This window comes from Mycolicibacterium thermoresistibile (assembly GCF_900187065.1).
Taxonomy (GTDB): Bacteria; Actinomycetota; Actinomycetes; order Mycobacteriales; family Mycobacteriaceae; genus Mycobacterium; species Mycobacterium thermoresistibile.
Window position 1 is genome coordinate 2,796,272 of record NZ_LT906483.1, and the last position, 19,443, is coordinate 2,815,714.

Here is a 19,443-nt window from a genome sequence, read left to right on the forward strand (position 1 = left end):
TCGGTTCGTGGAAACCACGAATTTCCGTGGTCAAGTTGGTGGGCTTGTCCATGGCTTCGGATCCGGGTCTGCAGCACACTCAGAGTCATGGCGACGCCAGTGATCGGGACCCGGTTGTCGGGCTACCGCCTCGAGGACCGCTTCACCGCCACCACCGGAAAGGTGTTGATGACCGGGGTCCAGGCGGTGTGCCGCGTGCCGCTCGACGTCCGGCGGATCGACGACCGGCGCGGACTGGCGACCCGGGGGTTCGTCACCGGTTACCAGGGCTCACCGCTGGGCACCGTGGACTTCACCATGCGCGACATCAGCGCGTTGCTCGACGAGTGCGGTGTGGACTTCCGCCCCGGCATGAACGAGATGCTCGCCGCGACGTCGGTACAGGGCACCCAGACGGTCCCGGCGCTGGGTTCGGATCTGGCCGGCGTCACCGGCTACTGGTACGGCAAGACACCCGGTGTCGACCAGGCGCTCGACGCCATCCGGCACGGCAACCTGATGGGCACCAGCGCGGCAGGAGGTGTGCTGGCCTTCTGCGGCGACGACCCGAATGCGAAGTCGTCCACCGTGCCCGGCGGCTCGGAGACCGTGCTGCGCGCCGCGCTGGTGCCCACCCTGGCCGCCGCCGACCCCGATGATGTGCTGCGCCTCGGCCTGCACGCCGTGGCGATGTCGCGTGCGACCGGCACCTGGACGGCGCTGAAGATCAGCACCCATGTGGCCGATGCATACGGTGTCGTCACGCCGGCCGTCGAAACCTTCGACCCCGTACTGCCGCTCGTCGACGGCAAGCCCTATCAGCACACCATCACCCCCGCGCCGGCCGCGGCCACCGCGGTGGCGGCCGAACAGAATCTGCACCGGATCCGGCTGCCGTTGGTGGTGCAGTACGCGCGGCTCAACGGTCTCAACACCGTCACCGCACACTCCGACCGAGACCGGATCGGCATCGTGGCCGCCGGCCAGGTGTACGCCGAAGTCCGCCAGGCGCTGGCGGACCTGGGTCTGCGCACCGCCGCGGACTGCGCGGCCGCGGGAGTCCGGTTGCTCAAACTCGGCCTGGTCTGGCCGCTGGAGCCCGGGATCGTCACCGAATTCGCCGACGGTTTGGACGAGATCGTCGTCGCGGAGGACAAAGGACCCCACCTCGAACTGCTGATCAAGGACGTCCTGTACGACTGCGGGTGCCGCGCCGCGGTTTCCGGCACCACCGACCGCGACGGGCGTGCGCTGCTGCCGGCACACGGCGGCCTCGACGCCGAGATCATCACCCGCGCCGTCGAACCGTTGTTGCGACGGAAAGGCGCCGTGCCGCGCGGCGACGGAGCACAGGCCGCACCGGCGCCCCCGCGGGTCCCGCTGTCGCTGACCGTGGCGAACCGCACCCCGTACTTCTGCTCGGGCTGCCCGCACAACACCTCCACCAGGGTCCCGGACGGATCGGCGGTCGGAGCCGGTATCGGATGTCACGCCATGGTCTCCATGATGGATCCCGAACATGTCGGCCGCATAACCGGTTTCACCCAGATGGGCGGTGAGGGGGCGCAGTGGATCGGTCAGCAACCCTACGTCCACGCCGACCACGTCTTCCAGAACCTCGGTGACGGAACGCTGTCGCACTCCGGCCTGCTGGCCATCCGAGCGTCGATCGCCGCCGGAACCAACATCACCTACAAGATCCTGTTCAACTCCACAGTGGCGATGACCGGAGGACAGGACGCCGTCGGCGGATACACCGTGACCCGGCTCGCCGAAACCCTCGCCGCCGAAGGGGTCGAGCGCATCGTCATCACCACCGACGATCCGAGGCGCTACCGGGGCCATCGGCTGCCCCGGATCGCCACTGTCGAGGACCGCGCCGAACTGAACGCCGTCCAGGAGCGATTGCGCACCATCCCGGGCACCACCGTGCTCATTCACGACCAGCCCTGCGCCGCCGAGTTGCGCCGCGCCCGCAAACGCGGCAAAGCGCCCACGCCGCGGCGACGCATCGTGATCAACGAGCGGATCTGTGAAGGCTGCGGAGACTGCGGCCGGAAATCCAACTGCCTGTCGGTGATCCCGGTCGACACCCCGTTCGGCCGTAAGACCCAGATCCATCAGGCGTCGTGCAACCTCGACTTCTCCTGTGTGCAGGGCGACTGTCCGTCGTTCATGGAGGTGATTCCGGGGCGCGCGGTCCGCCACCGGCCGCCGCCCCCGATCGGCGCCGACGATCTGCCCGCACCCGAGCCGGCCGCGCCGGCGGACGAATTCACGATCCGGCTCACCGGAATCGGCGGAACCGGCATCGTCACGGTGGCGCAGATCCTCGGCACCGCAGCCTTTCTCGACGGTCTTCAGGTGTGTGGGCTGGACCAGACCGGGTTGTCGCAGAAAGCCGGACCGGTGGTCAGCGACGTCAAGATCCACCGATCGGGCGAAACCCTCTCACCGAGGATCACCGCCGGCGGATGCGATCTGTACCTGTGCTGCGACGTCCTGGTGGGCGCCACGCCCGCCAACCTCGCGGTGATCCGGCCCGGCCGCACCGTGGCGGTGATCAACACCGCCGAAACGCCGACCGGAGCGATGATCCGCCGGCCGGAGACGGCGCCGCCCACCCTGGATCCGCTCGTCGCCGGCATCGACGAAGCCACCCGCCGCGACGACAACCTTCGCCTGGACGCCGACCGGATCAGCCAGGAGTTGTTCGGCAGCAATCAGTTCGCCAACATGCTGCTGGTCGGGGCCGCCTATCAGGCCGGTGCCCTCCCGCTGTCGCCGTCGGCGGTCGAACGGGCGATCGAACTCAACGGTGTGGCAGTCGAAACCAACATCGAGGCCTTCCGGTACGGGCGCAAGGCGGTCAGCGCGCCCGAGGAACTCGCCGCGCTGATCGAACCCGCGGCGGTGACCGCCGCACCGGCACCACCGACCGGAACGGCAGCGACCCTGCTGGCTGCCATCGACACGTCGGCGGACGACGACCTGGCGCGCACCCTGGCCGCACGCATCTCCGACCTCATCGACTACCACAGCGTCGGATACGCCCGCCGCTACGCCGAAACGGTGTCGAAGGTGCGCACCGCCGAACGTCGCACCGGGCTCGGCCGAACGTCCCTCACCGTGGCGGTGGCCGAGAACCTGTACCGGCTGATGGCGTACAAGGATGAATACGAGGTCGCCCGGCTGGCCCTCGACCCGGACGAAAAGCGCAAAGTGACAGCACGATTCGGCGCGGACGCCAAGGTGATGTGGAAACTGCGGCCGCCGATCCTCACGGAGCTGGGGCTTTTCCGCAAGAATCCCGGCCGCAAGATCTCGGTCGGCCGATGGTTCACCCCGGTGTTCCTCGTCCTGCGCCGGGCCAGAAGGTTGCGCGGCACACCACTGGATCCGTTCGGCCACACCACGGTCCGCAAGACCGAACGGCGGCTGATCGGCGAATACCTCGACGTCGTCGACCTGCTCATCGGGCGGCTCGACTCCGCCAACTACGACGTGGCGGTCGAGATCGCCGGGCTGCCGGACACCATCCGCGGCTACGAGCAGATCAAGTTCGACAACGTCGAGCGCTACCGCCGGAGACTGGCCGAACTGACCGACCGGCTCCAGCCGACCGGGTTGCGCAACACGCCGAGCCGTTCCACCTCGACCTCCACCACGTCACCCTCGGTCAGGTAGGCGTCACAGAACGCGCCGGCGCCGCTGGGCGTCCCGGTGAGAATCACGTCGCCGGGCTCCAGCCGATACCGCCGGGAGACCGCCGAGACCAGCGTGGGGAAGTCGAACAGCATGGTCGCGGTGCGATCATCCTGGCGTAGTTCCCCGTTGACCCGCGTGCGGATCCGCAGATCGACCGGCAGCGTGAACTCGTCGGCGGTCACCAGGCACGGCCCCATCGGTTTGAAGGTCGGGAAACTCTTCGCATCGGCGATGCCGGCGATCGAGCCGCTGAGCAACGCCGACAGCTGCACATCCCGGGCGGACACGTCGTTGGCGATGGTCAGGCCGGCCACACAGTCCCACGCCCGCTCCACCGGCACGTCGTCGGCGGTGCGGCCGATGACCACGGCGACCTCCCCCTCGTAGTCCACCTGGTAGGGTGCCGCCGCGGGCACCCGGATCGCGGCGTCCGGGTCGTGCGCCGCGGTGATCGGCAACAGCTGGAAGCTCGGCTCCGTGGGCAGCCCGGAAAACTCCCGGCCCAGGGAGGCGGCGAGCTCGCGGGCCTCCTCGGCGTGGCTGGGATAGTTCAGGCCCGCGATGACGACCTGCCCGGGAGCCGGCACCGGCGCCCGCAGGGTGACGTCGTGCACCGGACGGGTGGAGGTCACCGCGGCGGTTCGGGCCGTCTCGAGATCGCCGCGGCGCAGCACCTCACCGACATCGGTGTGGTCGAGCGCGAGCAGCGACAACATGCCCGGGCTGTCCTCGCGCGCCACGCCGGCATCGGTGCTGTAGAGACGCATACGAACTCCTCGAGGGTTGTGGTGTGCCGGTCGGCTATCGCGGGGTGCGCCGGAAGGACAAGTCAGCCGTCAGGTCGACCTCGTTGACGACAAAGCCGAACCGGTTGTACGGCACGCCGAAACGGGTGCGGTCGATCGTCACCGCGGTGCTGATTTGGACGGTGTCGGGCGGGCTCACCGACACGTCGACCGGCACCGAGAGGTCGTTGACGACGTCCTTGACCCGCAGGGAGAGGTGCATGGCGTTCCGCTGCGGGGCCTCGCGGCGCAGACCCGTGACGGCAACGTCGATGTGCCGGAATCGCTGCGCGTCGAAGAAGTCGGCCGACCGCAGGTGCTCGTCGCGCCTACCCATCCCGGTCCGCAACGACGCCACCTCGATTCTCAGGGCGCCCGAGACCCGTCCGTCGGCGGACAGCTCTCCGGTTCCGGTCACCTCGGCGAAGTGGCCGCGCACCGGGAGCAGCCCCCAGATCGATCTGGCGGTGAAGGTGATGCGTGACCGGGAGGCGATGAGGTGGTATCCGCCGACGAGTTGGGGATCGTCGGTGAGGTCAGGAGCGGTCAATCGTCACAGCCCTCATCTCGAGGCGCCTTGTCCGGAGGCACTTCTCGCGGCGTCGGCGGACAGGTGGACGCCGCGCAGCGCGGAGGTCAGCTCGGCGGCGGGATCAGCGGGCAGATGCGTCGCGATCCAGGCGATGTGGCCGTCCGGCCGGACCAGAACGGCGCCGTCGTCGGCGAGGAACGTGGTGTCGGACGGGCCGGTGAAAGCGAAATCCACACCTGCGGTGAGGGTGCGCACCGGCACCGCGACATCGCGAACGCCCGCCGTCCACGCCGCACCGGCGGGTCCGGTGAGGAGAGTGAACCCGTCGCCGAGCAGATCGAGGGTGGACGCGGTGCCCTGCCCTGGTGTGATCCGGGTGATCCACCTGTGCGGCAGCCTGCCGCCGACGACCGGTGTGCTGACCGGATCGCCGTCCGAAGCGTCACCCGGGTACACGTACCCGATCTCGAGCTCGAGATGGTCGAAGTGCGGCCGCTGTTCCGGTATGGCGTTTCTGATCCGGTCGCGCACGGCGGCGGCGACCGACGGGTCGTCGCTCTCCAGTTCGGCCGCGAACTGCGGACCGGTCGGCCCGATGCCCGTGCTCGCCATCTTGAGCGCGTTGGTGACGCTGAACTCACTGTTGGCCAGGGCGACGGGACGGCGTTCGGACTCGTAGGTGTCCAGCAGCTCCTCATCCGCCCAGCCGTGCAGCACCGCGGCCAGTTTCCAGCCCAGGTTGTCCGCGTCGGCCAGGCCGGTGTTCATCCCGAATCCGCCGGTCGGGGGGAACTGGTGCGCGGCGTCGCCGACGAGGAACACCCGGCCGGCGCGGTAGGTGCGGGCGGTGGTGGCACAGAGGGTCCAGGATCCGGCCGAACGGAAGTCGATGTCGACGTCGGAGCCGGCGGGCCCGATGGCGAGCCGGATCAGCTCCACACAGCGCTGCGGATCGAGCGCCCGGCGCGCCTCATCCGTCGCGCCGAAGCCGATCGTGAACGTCCACCGGTTCTGCCCCATCGCGATGAACGTCCCCTGGACATCGGTGTTGATGATCCATTGCAGCAGCGGCGGACGCTCGCCGGTCCACTCGGACAGATCGGCGTGGAAGTAGCTGGTGACCTGATCGGCGATGAAGGGAATGCCGTCCATCTCGATTCCCAGCGCGGACCGCAGCCGACCGCCCGCTCCTTCGGCGTTCACGACATAATCGGCGCGGAAGCGCCTGGGCTTTCCCCGGGACTCGGCGGTCACCTCGACACCGGTTGCGGCGTCGGTGATCTCCACGACGCGGGTGTCATAGTCGATACGGGACATACCCTGCCTCAGGACGGCGTCGACCATCAGCCGCTGGATGCGATCCTGCGGGCACGAGATCAGACCGACCGGCGATGCGGCACGCCGTCGCTCGATGCTCTCCACGGGTGCGTCCAGTAGGTCGATGCACCCGAGTTCCTCCCCGGACACGCTGTGCTTCCACACGATCCGCACACCCGCACCGGCGTCGAACGCCTGCTCGTCCCGCGCGATCGCGTCCGCGATGCCCCACGAGCGGAACAGCTCCATGGACCTGGTGTTGATGACGTGGGCCCGGGGATGCGGATGGATCCCGCTGTGCTGGTCGCAGACCACGCTGGGAATTCCGTTCCGCCCCAACACGTATGCCGTGGCCAGCCCGGCCGGGCCGGCCCCCACGATGAGAACCGGGGCCTGTTCGGGACCGCTCACAGCCGCACGAGCTCCTCGAAGGGTTCCCCGGCCCGGTACCGCGCCGCCAGCTCCTCCGGATCGAACAGCACCCCCACGGGGTTGGCTGCGAACTGCGGGGACTCGATGAAGCGCTGGACGTCCTCGGCGGTGGTGAAGTTGTCGACCTGTAATTCGACCTGGTTCCCGTCCGGATCGCGGTAGTACATCGATGTGGTCGGCCCATGGTTGATGCACATGATCGGTTCCACGCCTTGGGATTTGAGCCGGAAGTAGGTGTCGAGCAGATCGTCGAGGCCGGCGTAGGTGAACGCGACGTGGTGCAGTCCGGTGTGCGCGTCGGTCGGCGGTTCGTCCGCGCCGGTGGCGATGAAGGCCACCCGGTGGTGCTCGTCGTCATAGGTGAGGAAGGCGAACGTGTCGTCGGCGAACGCCACCTGGGCGTCGAGCACCTTGACGTACCAGTCGACCTGCCTCGCCAGCTGACTGGTCTTGAACACGACGTGGGCGAGTTTCGACGGCGATGCCATGAGGTGAGCTCCTCGGTCCAGTCGGGTCACAGCGACCGCGAAGTGATGCGGGTCATACTAGGGAGCTCATGAATGATAGTCAAGAGAAACGACAGCGATTTCGGCGTGCTGACGCTCGCTCAGCGAACGTGAGCACGCCGAAATCGCTCAGGCAGCGGAGGTGACGCGGTAGACGTCGTACACACCCTCGACGTTGCGCACCACGTTCAGCACATGGCCGAGGTGTTTGGGATCGCCCATCTCGAAGGTGAACCGGCTGATCGCCACCCGGTCGTTGGAGGTGGTCACCGACGCCGACAGGATGTTGACCTTCTCGTCGGCCAGCACCCGGGTCACGTCCGACAGCAGCCGGTGCCGGTCGAGCGCCTCGACCTGGATCGCCACCAGGAACACCGACGACGGCGACGGCGCCCACTTCACGTCGATGATGCGTTCGGACTGCTTCTGCAGCTCGGCCGCGTTGGTGCAGTCGGTGCGGTGCACGCTGACCCCGCCGCCGCGGGTCACGAACCCCATGATGTTGTCGCCCGGGACCGGGGTGCAGCACTTGGCCAGCTTGGTCAACACGCCCGGCGCGCCGGGAACCGACACGCCGCAGTCCTCCGGGGTGCGCTGCCGCACCGGCATCGTCGACGGGGTGGACCGTTCGGCGAGTTCGTCCTCGGCCTCGTCGTCGCTGCTCAGCCGCGCCCGCAACCGCTGCACGACATGGCGCGCCGAGACGTGGCCCTCCCCCACCGCGGTGTAGAGCGCCGACACGTCGGCGTAGCGCAATTCCCCGGCCAGCTCCGACAACGCCTCGGCGGTCACCAGCCGCTGCAACGGGAGCCCGCCGCGGCGCACCTCCCGCGCGATGGCCTCCTTACCCGCCTCCAGCGCCTCCTCGCGGCGCTCCTTGGCGAACCACTGGCGGATCTTGGCCTTGGCCCGCGGCGACGCCACGAACGACTGCCAGTCCCGCGACGGCCCGGCGTTGGCCGCCTTGGAGGTGAAGATCTCGACGACCTCGCCGTTCTCCAACTGCCGTTCCAGCGCCACCAGCCGGCCGTTGACCCGCGCGCCGATACAGCGATGCCCGACCTCGGTGTGCACCGCGTAGGCGAAGTCCACCGGGGTGGAGCCGGCCGGCAGGGTGACCACATCCCCCTTCGGGGTGAACACGAAGATCTCCTGCACCGCCAGGTCGTAGCGCAGCGACTCCAGGAACTCACCGGGGTCCGCGGCCTCCCGCTGCCAGTCCAACAGCTGCCGCATCCAGGCCATGTCGTCGATCTCCGCGGCGGCATGCGGATGCGGAACACCGTTGCGGCCGCGGGCCTCCTTGTACCGCCAGTGCGCGGCGATGCCGTACTCGGCGGTGCGGTGCATGTCGTGGGTGCGGATCTGCACCTCCAGCGGTTTGCCCTCCGGCCCGATCACGGTGGTGTGCAGCGACTGGTACACGCCGTAGCGGGGCTGGGCGATGTAGTCCTTGAACCGCCCCGCCATCGGCTGCCACAGCGAGTGCACCACCCCGACCGCGGCGTAGCAGTCCCGAATCTCATCGCACAGGATGCGCACCGCGACCAGATCGTAGATGTCGTCGAAGTCGCGGCCCTTGACGATCATCTTCTGATAGATCGACCAGTAGTGTTTGGGCCGGCCCTCGACGACCGCGTTGATCTTCGACTTGGCCAGCGTGTTGGAGATCTCCGCGCGGACCTTGGCCAGGTAGGTGTCGCGCGACGGCGCCCGGTCGGCCACCAGCCGCACGATCTCCTCGTACTTCTTCGGGTGCAGGATCGCGAACGCCAGGTCCTCGAGCTCCCACTTCACCGTCGCCATGCCCAGCCGATGCGCAAGGGGCGCAATGACTTCCAGGGTCTCCCGGGCCTTGCGCGCCTGCTTCTCCGGCGGCAGGAAACGCATGGTGCGCATGTTGTGCAGCCGGTCGGCGACCTTGATCACCAGCACCCGCGGGTCGCGGGCCATCGCGATGATCATCTTGCGGATGGTCTCGCCCTCCGCGGCGCTGCCCAGCACCACCTTGTCCAGCTTGGTGACGCCGTCGACCAGATGGGCGACCTCGGAGCCGAATTCGGCGGTCAACTCCTCCAGGGAGTAGCCGGTGTCCTCGACCGTGTCGTGCAACAGCGCCGCCACCAGCGTGGTGGTGTCCATTCCCAGCTCGGCCAGGATGTTGGCGACCGCCAGCGGGTGGGTGATGTAGGGGTCACCGGACTTGCGCAGCTGATCGGCATGTCGGCGTTCGGCCACCTCGTAGGCCTTCTGCAACAACGACAGGTCGGCCTTCGGGTAGATCTGGCGGTGCACCGCGACCAGCGGTTCGAGCACCGGGTTGATCGCGCTGCGCTGTGCCGTCATGCGGCGGGCCAACCGGGCCCGCACCCGCCGCGACGCGCTGGTCGGCTTGGGCGGCTCGACCGGCTCCTGCGGCGGCTGGACGGCCTGCGTCGACCGGGGATCGTCGGCCATCATCACCTCCGCAGTCCACTCGTGAAGCGATCAGGTACCGCCTGCCACGAGGATATCGCTCACGTCGTGTACAGGCTGCTCACCGGCAGCGGTTCCAGCGCCGCCCGGCCACCGAGCCCACCGAGTTCGAGCACCACCGCAACCCCCGACACGGTCGCGCCGGCGCTGCGCAGCAACCGCGCAGCGGCCGCCACCGTGCCCCCGGTGGCCAGCACATCGTCAACGATCACAACGCGTTGACCGGTGAGATCGATTCCCTCGGCCGGGATCTCCAGCGAAGCGGTGCCGTACTCCAGGACATAGCTCTCCGAGCGCACCGGGGGTGGCAGCTTGCCGCCCTTGCGGACCGCGAGCACACCGGTGCCCAGCCTGATCGCGACCGCGGCGCCGATCAGGAACCCGCGCGCGTCCAGCCCGGCCACCAGGTCGGCGCCGCCGATGTTCGCCGCCAGCGCGTCGGTCACCACGGTGAGCGCGCGGGCGTCGGCGAGCACCGGGGTCAGATCCTTGAACTGGATGCCCGGTTCGGGGAAGTCCGCCACCTCCCGCAGATGCGCGGCGATCAGTGCCGCCGCGTCGGCCGCGTACCCGGCACCGCTCATCGCCGCAGCACCCAGCGGTCCATGTTCCAGCCCGCACCCCACCGGGTCGGATTGCCGCTCACCGCGTACATGTCGTTCGACGTCACGATCGTGCGCTGCTGACGGTACAGCGGCAGGGTGGGCAGATCACCCCACAGCATAGGGGCCCCCTCGGCCAGCAGCCGGGCCACTTCCTTCGGGTCGCTGGTGACCGCCAGCGCGTCGATGATGCCATCGACGCGTTCGTTGCGGTAACCCGACAGGTTGTTGCCGTTGCCGCTGTGCAGGGTGTAGGCGTCCATCGTCGACGCCCCGGTGGAACCGGATCCGGCCGCGCCGCCGGTGCCGGCCAGCAGCACGTCGATCTCGTTGTCGCGCAGCGTCAGCGGCCCGGTGGTCTCGGTGGCGGCGTCCTCGACGGTGATCCCGGCCGGGGTGCAGGCCTCGGCGATCACGCCGACCGCGGCCGCCATCCGCGGGTTCGGGCTCTGATACCCGATCCGCACCCGCAACGGTTCGCCGCCGAGGGCCTCGCGCGCCGCCTCCGGATCGGCGGCGGTGAACTGTCCGCCCTCGGCGCCCGCCTCGGCGACGCCGAACGCGTCCTCCTCGGCGGCGTTGAGGCGGGCGTTGACGATCGGCACCCCCGCGTTGCGGGCCAGCACGTCGCGCGGTGTGCACAACGCCAGCGCACGGCGCGCCGGCGGCGCCGCCAACGGTCCGCCGGGGGCGAAGATCATCTGCTGCACCCCGGCCGACGGGGAGGTACTGGCGTCGTAGTCGTCGGGCAGGTTCAACGTGCCCGCCGACCCCGCCGCGATGTCCACCACGTCGAGCTCGCCGCGGCTGATCCGGTCGCCGGTGTCGGCGGAGTGCGGCCACACGGTGATGGTCGGGGTCTGCGGCGGCGCGCCCCACCACTTGTCGTTGGCGACCAGCACCACGGCGCCGTCCTCGGTGACCTTGTCGAGTTTGTACGGCCCCGACGACGGGAATTTAGCCAGGTCGATGTCGGGGCTCAGATCCCAGATCGTGTTCCAGACCTCGGCGACGCGTTCCATCGCGGCGGCGTCCTGGGTGCGGATCGCCGCGATCACGTCGATGCCGAGCTCGTCGGCGATGACGTGCGCCGGCATCAGGGAGGTGGCGTCGAACAGCTGCCCGTAGGCGACGATGCCGCGGTCCGGCGCGAACGACACCCGCGCCTTCTTCTGGCCCGGCGCGCAGTCCACCGTGAGGATGTCGCGATAGCCGGCCCGGCTGGCGGCGTCGAAACCGGGAAACCGGCCGGACTGCGCCGCCCACGCCAGCACCATGTCGTCGCAGGTGACCGGTTTGCCGTCGGAGTACACCGCGTCGGGGTTGATCTCGTAGTCCAGCACCAGCGGGCTGCGCCCCACCACCGAGACGGTGCCGAAGTCGGTGTCCCCGATGATCTGGCCGTCGGGCCCGCGGTAGTGGAAACCGGTCAGCACCCGGGCGAACGCCTGCGGCCCGCCCGAGGCCGCACCGGCCACGGTGTTGGTGTTGTAGGTGGTCAGCCGACCGTCGATGGCGTAGTCGATCTCGTCGGCGGTGCCGCCACCGCAGGCCGAGACGCCCCCGCCGACCGCCAGCAGCACCGCGATCAGCACCAGGGCACGTCGTAACCGCGCCAGAGGCACCGCTGGAACCATCGGGCTACTGCCGCCGGGTCTTGCGCTTACCTGCCGGTCGTCCGGTGCGGCTCGAGGTCGGCCGCACCGGTCGGGCGCCCGGCGCCGGCTTGTCCGCGGCGGGCACACTGACCGTCGTCGCGGCGGCCTCGGTGCCGGTCCGCGCCGGCCCCGCACCCTCGTCCGCGCCGGTGTCCGGCTCCCCGCCGGCGTCGGCGGCCGGGGACGTCAGCCGCTCGCGGCGGTTCAGCACCCGGCGGGTGTGCTTGCGGACCTTGTCGTCGAACCGTTCCCGCAGCGACACCAGCAGCGGGGTGGCGAAGTAGATCGACGAGTAGGTGCCCACGATGACGCCGACCAGCTGGACCAGGGCCAGGTCCTTGAGGGTGCCGACCCCGAGCATCCACACCGCGATGATCATCAGCGCCACGATCGGCAGCACCGAGATCAGGCTGGTGTTGATGGACCTCATGAAGGTCTGGTTGACCGCCAGGTTGGCCTGTTCGGCGTAGGTGCGCCGGGTGGTGTGTTCGAAGCCGTGGGTGTTCTCCTCGACCTTGTCGAACACGATCACCGTGTCGTAGATCGAGAAACCCAGGATGGTCATCAGGCCGATCACCATCGCCGGGGTGACCTCCCAGCCGACCAGCGAATAGATGCCGGCCGTCACGATGATGTCGAAGAACATCGCAGCCAGCGCCGACAGCGCCATGTAGCGCTCATAGCGGGCGGTGATGTAGATCGCGGCGAGCACCACGAACACCACCAGCGCGATGATCGCCTTCTTGGTGATCTGGTCGCCCCAGGTCTCCGACACCGCCGAGTCGCTGATCGCCGCCCGGCTCGGGGTCCCGTCGGGGGTGGCCGGCTGGAACCGGTCGAACAGCGCGGTGCGCAGATCCTCGGTCTCGTCGTTGGTCAGCGTCTCGGACCGGATCTGCACGGTGGCGGTGCTGCCCGACCCGACGACCACCACCGACTCCGGTGGGGTGCCGATGACGTCGGTGAAGATCGACTCGACCTCCTCCACCGCCACCGGTCCGTCGGCCCCGGTCGCCGGCATCGACACCGTGGTGCCGCCCTCGAAGTCGATGCCGAGGGTGAAGCCGCGCAGCACGATGCTGGCCACCGCGACCGCCAGGATCAGCCCGCTGACGATGAACCACAGCCGGCGTTTTCCGACGACCTCGAAGGCGCCGGTGCCGGTGTAGAGCCGGACGAAGAAGCCGTGCTGTTTGGGCGCGGCGGTGTCCAGCGCGGGCGCCTCGACGGCGGTGGACTCGGTGGTGGTGTCGGAATGTTCAGCGGCCATGCCTTCTCAGATTCCCTGTCCCGTGGTGGCGCGTGCGGCGCGGCGTTCCCGCGCGATCTGCTGGACCGCGCCCAGACCGTTGAGCGACGGTTTGGCCAGCGTCGGCGACTTGGACGCCAGATAGACCAGCGGCCAGGTCACCAGGAACACCACCATGACGTCGAAGATGGTCGTCAACCCCAGTGTGAACGCGAAACCCTTCACCTGGCCGATCGCCAGGAAGTACAGCACCGCGGCGGCCAGGAAGGTGACGGCGTTGCCCGACAGGATGGTCTTGCGGGCACGCGCCCAGCCTCGGGGCACCGCCGACCGGAACGAACGGCCTTCCCGGATCTCGTCCTTGATGCGTTCGAAGAACACCACGAACGAGTCGGCGGTGGTGCCGATACCGATGATCAGACCGGCGACACCGGCCAGGTCCAGGGTGTAGTTGATGTATCTGCCGAGCAGCACCAGCACCGCGTAGACCAGCGCCCCGGCGGCGACCAGCGACAACGCGGTGAGCACGCCCAGCAGCCGGTAGTACAGCAGCGAGTACAGCAACACCGCGGCCAGGCCCACCGCACCGGCGATCAGCCCGGCCCGCAGCGAGTTCAGCCCGAGGGTGGGCGAGACGGTCTCGGCCTCGGACGCCTCGAACGACAACGGCAGCGAACCGTACTTGAGGACGTTCGCCAGTTCCTTGGCTGTCTCGGCGTTGAACCGTCCGGTGATCTGGGTGCGCCCGCCCGGGATCGGCTCCTGGATCTGCGGGGCGCTGACCACCTTGGAGTCCAGCACGAACGCGGTCTGGGTGCCGACGTTGGCGGCGGTGAAGTCGGCCCAGATGTCGGTGGCGTCCCCCTTGAACTGCAGGTCCACCACATACTCGCCGCCGCGCTGCGGATCGCGGCCCGATGACGCGTTCTCGATCTGCTCACCGCTGATGATCGACTTGTTCAACAGATAGACCGTCTGACCGTCGGTGGAGCAGGTGATCAGCGGCAGTTCCGGGTCGTCGTTGCCGGCGAGCACATCCTCCTCGCCGCACCGGGTGGCCTGGAACTGCAGTGCCAGCAGCTGAATCTGCGGATTGGTGTTCTGCCGCAGCTCCTTCTCCGCGGCGATGCGTTTGGCGATCGCCTCCCGGGTGCCCGGCGCCGGTTCCGGTTCGGGCTCCGGTGCGGGTTCGGCCGGGGGCGGTGTGCCCGGCGCCGGCTCGGCCGGGGGCGGTGTGCCCGGATCGGGCTCGGGAGTCGGGGCCGGCTGCTCCGGATAGGGCCGCGGCTGCGGGCCGGGCGCCGGGGTGGGCGCCTCACCCGGCTGGGCCGGCGCCTCGCCGGGGGCCGGGGCCTCACCCGGGGTGGGCAGCAGCGGGTTGGCTGGCTGTTCGCCCGCGCCCGGCAGGCCCGGGAGCCCGGGGATGGCGGGTGCGCCCTCGTCAGCGGGCGGCGCCTCCTCTGACCCTTCGGGGCCCTCTGACTCCTCCGGGCCCTCCTCGGACCGCGGCTGCGCGGGAATCGCGTGGATGACCGGGCGGATGTAGAGCCGTGCGGTCTGGCCGAGGCTGCGCGCCCCGCTCCCGTCGGTACCCGGCACGGTGATGACGAGGTTGTCCCCGTCGATCACGACCTCCGAACCGGACACCCCCAGCCCGTCGACGCGGGCGCCGATGATCTGCTGCGCCTGCTCGAGCGCCTCGCGGGTCGGTGCGGAGCCGTCGGGGGTTCGGGCGGTCAGGGTCACGCGGGTGCCGCCCTGCAGGTCGATGCCCAGTTTCGGTTCGGGCTCGCGATCTCCGGTGAAGAACACCAGCAGGTAGGTGCCGATGAGTATCACCAGGAACAACGTGAGGTAGCGGGCAGGGTACACCGGCGCCGAAGGCGATGCCACGTGCTTGTGTCTCCTCGAGATCAGTTCGTCAGCACAGCAAAGGGTACGTGGTCGAGCTGAGCGTCACCCTCAGGACAGCCGGTCCTGACCGGTCGAGTCGGAGGTGCTGACGTCGGTGACGTCGTCGGTGTCCGCGGTCTGTGGCTCGATGCGGTCCCGCACGGCCAGCTTCATCCAGGTGGTGACGACGCCGGGGGCGATCTCCAGGTCCACGTAGTCATCATCGATGGCCCGGATGGTGCCCTTCAGACCCGCGGTGGTGTGCACCTGATCTCCGACCCGAAGGGATTCGTGCAGGTCGATCATGGCCTGCATGGCCTTCTTCTGGCGCCGCGACGCGAAGAACATGAAAGCGCCCAGCACGATGAGCAGGGGTAAAAAGACGACCAAGTCCATGAAGCGTTTGTCTTTCGTGTCGGTCTTGTGGTCACGAGCGCCCGACCGGGCACACGAATCCTCGTAAGTGACCAGTGTGCCATTGCGGCACTGCGGGGCCGACTGCACGGTACGCCATCACGGACCCCGAACAGCGGAATTCCCGGTCGTCACCCCTCGAGACGTGGAAGGACGACTGACGACCGGGAACTCCGCGGGGCCCAGACCCCGTGGTCAGTGGGCGGTGGTGTGCCGGCGGCTGAACGGATTCGTCCACCGGCGACGCTTCGGGGCAGCGGCCACCGGCTCGTCGGACGCCGCGGCCCGAGCGGTTGTGGCGGTGGGACCGGTCCCGGGCCCCGTCGTCTCGGCAGGCCCCGTCGTCTCGGCAGGCCCCGTCGTCTCGGCAGGCACTGTCGTGTCGGCCGGGGCAGGCGTGGTGACGGGGGCAGCCGCCGGCGTGGCGGAGCCGGCGGCCGTGGCCGTGGTCGCCGGTGTGGTGGCGTATTCGATGTCCCGCACGCTGCGGATGGAGACCCGGCCGACCGCCATCCCGCCCAGCAGGATGATCAGCGCGCCCAGCCCGTAGAAGTGCGTCATCTCCAGCCACAGCCGTTCGGTCTCATTGCTCGCCACCGGCGCTCCGGCGTCGCCCAGGCCGAGCAGCCCGGCGAAGGCGCGGCCCACCACGAACCAGGTGCCGCCGGCCACGGCGAGCCAGCCCCCCAGCATCGCGGTGGCCCGGCTGCGGGAGACCATCAGCATCAGCCCGCCCAGTGCGACGACGGCGCCGGGCAGCACCTGCAGCCAGCCCCGCCCGACGGTCCACGTCCACGGCTCGTCCGGGGTGAACGCGAAGTCGACATACGGACCCACGAACGGGATCAGCGCACCCCACAGGCCCAGCAGTAGCAGCAGCAATCCGGTGACGGCCCCGCGGCTGCGGCGCATGTGCATCCTGCCGCCGCGGGGACGCACGGTGTCGGTGTCGGTCATGATGGCCTCCTTCGCTGAGCTGTCGGGTACCCCGTCGGCAGCTCCTCTAACGAAGGACCGATCAGCCGGCCGGTCTGACCCGTACCACCGGCGGTGCGGCCAGCATCAGCACTCCGATGAACACCAGCCACCCGAGGGTGGACCACGCGGCGGCGGTCGGCGCCCAGCCGTGCGCCAGCGGCAGGATCCCCAACACCGCGCCGAGCGCCGACCATCTCGGGAACACGTTGGTACGCCAGACCACCACGGAGGTCGCGAAGATCAGCAGCGCGGCCCCGATCTGAGCGGCCTGCGCCGCACGGTCGGTGTCGAGGCCGGTCGCCGCGACGGCGAAGTGGACGAGCCCGCCGGCGAACGCGATGTGAGCGGCCGCGCCGAGCCCCTCGGTGGCGCGCAGAACCGCCACCAACACCCCGAGGAAGACCAGGCCGGAGAGCAGCTGGAGCAACGGCCGGTCCCCGAGCAGTGCGGCGGCCGACAGCAGGGCGCACAGTCCCCCGAGCCGGATCGGGGCGCTCGCCCCCACGGGTCCCCCGGCACTGTTTCCGGCCCTGTCCGGGCCGGTGTCTGTGGTGTTGTCCCCGGCGATGGCGTCCTCCCTTGATTCAGGGACCGGCGGTCAGGGTTCCTCGAACAGTGCGGGCTGACCGAATGCGGTCACCCCAGCCGGCGGGCTGAGCCCCAGATGGGTCCACGCCTGCGCGGTGGCGACCCGGCCGCGCGGGGTGCGCGCGATCATCCCGGCCCGCACCAGGAACGGTTCGCACACCTCCTCCACCGTGGTGGCCTCCTCCCCGACCGCCACCGCCAGCGTCGACACCCCGACCGGGCCGCCGCCGAAGCTGCGGGTGAGCGCGGTCAGCACCGCCCGGTCCAGCCGGTCCAGCCCGAGCTCGTCGACGTCGTACACCTCCAGCGCGGCCTTGGCGACGTCCCGGGTGATCACCCCGTCGGCGCGGACCTCGGCGTAGTCGCGGACCCGGCGCAGCAGCCGGTTGGCGATCCGCGGCGTGCCGCGCGACCGCCGGGCGATCTCGGCGGCGGCCTCGGCGCCCAGCTCGATGCCGAGGATGCCTGCGGAGCGGGCCAGCACCTGTTCGAGTTCGGCGGGTTCGTAGAAGTCCATGTGCGCGGTGAAACCGAACCGGTCACGCAGCGGTCCGGTCAGGGCGCCGGACCGGGTGGTGGCGCCGACCAGCGTGAACGGCGCGACCTCCAGCGGAATCGACGTCGCGCCCGGACCCTTGCCCACCACCACGTCGACCCGGAAGTCCTCCATCGCCAGATAGAGCATCTCCTCGGCCGGCCGGGCGATGCGGTGGATCTCGTCGATGAACAGCACATCGTGCTCGACGAGATTGGACAGCATCGCCGCCAGGTCGCCGGCCCGCTCCAGCGCCGGACCCGAGGTCACCCGCAGCGAGGAGCCGAGCTCGGCGGCGATGATCATCGCCAGCGACGTCTTGCCCAGGCCGGGCGGCCCGGACAGCAGGATGTGATCGGGGGTGCCGCCCCGGTTCTTCGCCCCCTCGATGACCAGTTGCAGCTGTTCCCGCACCCGCGGCTGCCCGATGAACTCGTCGAGCGAGCGAGGACGCAGGCCGGCGTCGATATCGCCCTCCCCGACGGTGAGCGCCGGCGACACCTCACGTTCGGGCTCGCCCTGCTCGGCGGCGTGTGCGTCGAATCGGCTCATTTCCTCCCCAGCATGGACAGCGCCGACCGTAACGCGGTGGACGTGCTCGCGTCCGGATCATCGGCGAGCACCTTGTCGGTGGCCTCCTCCGCCTGTTTGGCGGAGAACCCCAACCCCACCAGGGCCTCGACCACCGGTCCGCGCACCGCGTGGCCGCCTGCCGCCGCGGCGCCCGCGGCGGCGCCCGCCACCGGGCCGACCTTGTCCCGCAGTTCGAGCACCATGCGTTCGGCGCCGCGTTTCCCGATGCCGGGCACCCGGGTCAGGGCCTTGACGTCCCCGTCGGCGAGCACCTGCCGCAGGGTCGGCGGGTCGTACACCGCCAGGGTGGCCAGTCCGGTCTTCGGCCCCACCCCGGTCACCCCGATCAGGGTGAGGAACAGATCGCGCGCGTCGGTGTCGGGGAAGCCGTACAACGTCATCGAGTCCTCGCGCACGATCATCGCGGTGATCAACCGTGCCTCGCCGCCCCGCCGCAGCGTCGACAGGGTCGCGGGGGTCGCCATCACCTTGTACCCCACCCCGGCGGCCTCGATCACCGCGTGGTCCAGCGCGATCTCGAGCACCTCACCGCGCACCGAGGCGATCACCGGGCACCCCGCGACGTCCGCTGCGGCGCCGCCTTCAGGCGGGCGCGGAACATGCGTTGCTGTTGGGCGGCCAGGGCCTCGGCCTTGGCCATCCGCGCGAGCATCGGCGCCCGCCAGCAGTGGCAGATCGCCAACGCCAACGCGTCCGCGGCATCAGCCGGTGTCGGTTTTGTCTGTAGCTCAAGGATTTTCGTCACCATCGCGGTGACCTGCGCCTTGTCCGCGCGACCGTTGCCGGTGACCGCCGCCTTGACCTCGCTGGGAGTGTGGAAGTGCACATCGATGTCACGTCTGGCGGCGGCCAGGGCGATCACCCCGCCGGCCTGCGCGGTACCCATCACCGTCGACACATTCTGCTGCGAGAACACCCGCTCGATGGCGATGACGTCCGGCCGGTGGGTGTCCATCCAGTACTCGACGGCGTCGCTGATCATCAGCAACCGCTTGGGCAACGGCTCCCCGGTCGGGGTACGCACGACGTCGACGTCCAGCGCGGTGACCTGCCGCCCCCGGCCTCCCTCGATGACCGACAACCCGCACCGCGTCAACCCGGGATCGACTCCCATCACCCGCACATCGACCCTTCCCTAGAACAGCTGTTCGAGAGCCTAGCCGGTGTTGTGGACAGTCCCCAACCAGACACGCCCCGG

16 protein-coding genes are annotated in these 19,443 nt (G+C 69.7%); 1 reads left to right on the forward strand and 15 read right to left on the reverse strand.

Annotated elements, in window-relative coordinates:
• The first annotated feature begins 87 nt into the window (after positions 1-87).
• Complete coding sequence (locus tag CKW28_RS13105; protein ID WP_050811894.1) at positions 88-3,666, forward strand: indolepyruvate ferredoxin oxidoreductase family protein; 3,579 nt, start codon at positions 88-90, stop codon at positions 3,664-3,666.
• On the opposite strand, the gene CKW28_RS13110 is transcribed toward CKW28_RS13105, so the two are convergent.
• The 15 genes from CKW28_RS13110 to ruvC all read right to left on the reverse strand — a co-directional run bounded on the left by CKW28_RS13110 (position 3,558) and on the right by ruvC (position 19,368).
• Positions 3,558-4,454, reverse strand: coding sequence for a fumarylacetoacetate hydrolase family protein (locus tag CKW28_RS13110; RefSeq protein WP_040546201.1), 897 nt, complete (start codon positions 4,452-4,454; stop codon positions 3,558-3,560). The genes CKW28_RS13105 and CKW28_RS13110 overlap by 109 nt on opposite strands.
• A 34-nt stretch (positions 4,455-4,488) precedes the next feature.
• Positions 4,489-5,022, reverse strand: a complete 534-nt coding sequence (locus CKW28_RS13115; protein WP_003924332.1) for a YceI family protein — start codon at positions 5,020-5,022, stop codon at positions 4,489-4,491.
• Between the two features lie 12 nt (positions 5,023-5,034).
• Entirely contained in the window at positions 5,035-6,732 is a 1,698-nt protein-coding gene (locus tag CKW28_RS13120) for an FAD-dependent monooxygenase (RefSeq protein WP_003924331.1), read from the reverse strand.
• A complete protein-coding gene (locus CKW28_RS13125) occupies positions 6,729-7,241 on the reverse strand; it encodes a VOC family protein (RefSeq protein ID WP_003924330.1) in 513 nt (170 codons plus the stop codon). Before CKW28_RS13125 ends, CKW28_RS13120 begins: the two co-directional genes overlap by 4 nt.
• A gap of 147 nt (positions 7,242-7,388) precedes the next feature.
• Positions 7,389-9,716, reverse strand: coding sequence for a RelA/SpoT family protein (locus CKW28_RS13130; RefSeq protein ID WP_040546212.1), 2,328 nt, complete (start codon positions 9,714-9,716; stop codon positions 7,389-7,391).
• 59 nt (positions 9,717-9,775) lie between these two features.
• On the reverse strand, positions 9,776-10,318 hold the full coding sequence (locus CKW28_RS13135; RefSeq protein WP_003924328.1) for an adenine phosphoribosyltransferase: 543 nt from the start codon (positions 10,316-10,318) through the stop codon (positions 9,776-9,778).
• Positions 10,315-11,955, reverse strand: a complete 1,641-nt coding sequence (locus CKW28_RS13140; protein WP_234785043.1) for an ABC transporter substrate-binding protein — start codon at positions 11,953-11,955, stop codon at positions 10,315-10,317. The genes CKW28_RS13135 and CKW28_RS13140 overlap by 4 nt, the downstream gene beginning before the upstream one ends.
• A 22-nt stretch (positions 11,956-11,977) precedes the next feature.
• Positions 11,978-13,264 carry a protein translocase subunit SecF gene (secF, locus tag CKW28_RS13145; protein WP_003924326.1) on the reverse strand — a complete coding sequence of 429 codons (1,287 nt, stop codon included), beginning with the start codon at positions 13,262-13,264 and terminating at the stop codon, positions 11,978-11,980.
• A gap of 6 nt (positions 13,265-13,270) precedes the next feature.
• The gene (secD, locus tag CKW28_RS13150) at positions 13,271-15,136 is read right to left on the reverse strand and encodes a protein translocase subunit SecD (RefSeq protein ID WP_003924325.1); all 1,866 of its coding nucleotides are present in this window, start codon (positions 15,134-15,136) and stop codon (positions 13,271-13,273) included.
• A 69-nt stretch (positions 15,137-15,205) separates the two neighbouring features.
• On the reverse strand, positions 15,206-15,532 hold the full coding sequence (yajC, locus tag CKW28_RS13155; RefSeq protein WP_040546200.1) for a preprotein translocase subunit YajC: 327 nt from the start codon (positions 15,530-15,532) through the stop codon (positions 15,206-15,208).
• Positions 15,533-15,745: 213 nt separating this feature from the next.
• Positions 15,746-16,507 carry a hypothetical protein gene (locus tag CKW28_RS13160; protein ID WP_095176450.1) on the reverse strand — a complete coding sequence of 254 codons (762 nt, stop codon included), beginning with the start codon at positions 16,505-16,507 and terminating at the stop codon, positions 15,746-15,748.
• A 61-nt stretch (positions 16,508-16,568) separates the two neighbouring features.
• Positions 16,569-17,033 carry a hypothetical protein gene (locus CKW28_RS13165; protein WP_003924322.1) on the reverse strand — a complete coding sequence of 155 codons (465 nt, stop codon included), beginning with the start codon at positions 17,031-17,033 and terminating at the stop codon, positions 16,569-16,571.
• A gap of 93 nt (positions 17,034-17,126) precedes the next feature.
• Entirely contained in the window at positions 17,127-18,203 is a 1,077-nt protein-coding gene (ruvB, locus tag CKW28_RS13170; protein ID WP_003924321.1) for a Holliday junction branch migration DNA helicase RuvB, read from the reverse strand.
• The gene (gene ruvA / locus CKW28_RS13175; RefSeq protein ID WP_003924320.1) at positions 18,200-18,793 is read right to left on the reverse strand and encodes a Holliday junction branch migration protein RuvA; all 594 of its coding nucleotides are present in this window, start codon (positions 18,791-18,793) and stop codon (positions 18,200-18,202) included. Before ruvA ends, ruvB begins: the two co-directional genes overlap by 4 nt.
• Entirely contained in the window at positions 18,790-19,368 is a 579-nt protein-coding gene (ruvC, locus tag CKW28_RS13180; RefSeq protein WP_040546199.1) for a crossover junction endodeoxyribonuclease RuvC, read from the reverse strand. The genes ruvA and ruvC overlap by 4 nt, the downstream gene beginning before the upstream one ends.
• Positions 19,369-19,443 lie beyond the last annotated feature (75 nt).

Coding starts and splice junctions, on each gene's coding strand:
- CKW28_RS13130 (WP_040546212.1), bottom strand. CDS start 9,716: ATGGCCGACGATCCCCGGTCGACGCAGGCCGTCCAGCCGCCGCAGGAG.
- CKW28_RS13125 (WP_003924330.1), bottom strand. CDS start 7,241: ATGGCATCGCCGTCGAAACTCGCCCACGTCGTGTTCAAGACCAGTCAG.
- secF (WP_003924326.1), bottom strand. CDS start 13,264: ATGGCCGCTGAACATTCCGACACCACCACCGAGTCCACCGCCGTCGAG.
- CKW28_RS13110 (WP_040546201.1), bottom strand. CDS start 4,454: ATGCGTCTCTACAGCACCGATGCCGGCGTGGCGCGCGAGGACAGCCCG.
- ruvB (WP_003924321.1), bottom strand. CDS start 18,203: ATGAGCCGATTCGACGCACACGCCGCCGAGCAGGGCGAGCCCGAACGT.
- yajC (WP_040546200.1), bottom strand. CDS start 15,532: ATGGACTTGGTCGTCTTTTTACCCCTGCTCATCGTGCTGGGCGCTTTC.
- CKW28_RS13135 (WP_003924328.1), bottom strand. CDS start 10,318: ATGAGCGGTGCCGGGTACGCGGCCGACGCGGCGGCACTGATCGCCGCG.
- CKW28_RS13105 (WP_050811894.1), top strand. CDS start 88: ATGGCGACGCCAGTGATCGGGACCCGGTTGTCGGGCTACCGCCTCGAG.
- CKW28_RS13160 (WP_095176450.1), bottom strand. CDS start 16,507: ATGACCGACACCGACACCGTGCGTCCCCGCGGCGGCAGGATGCACATG.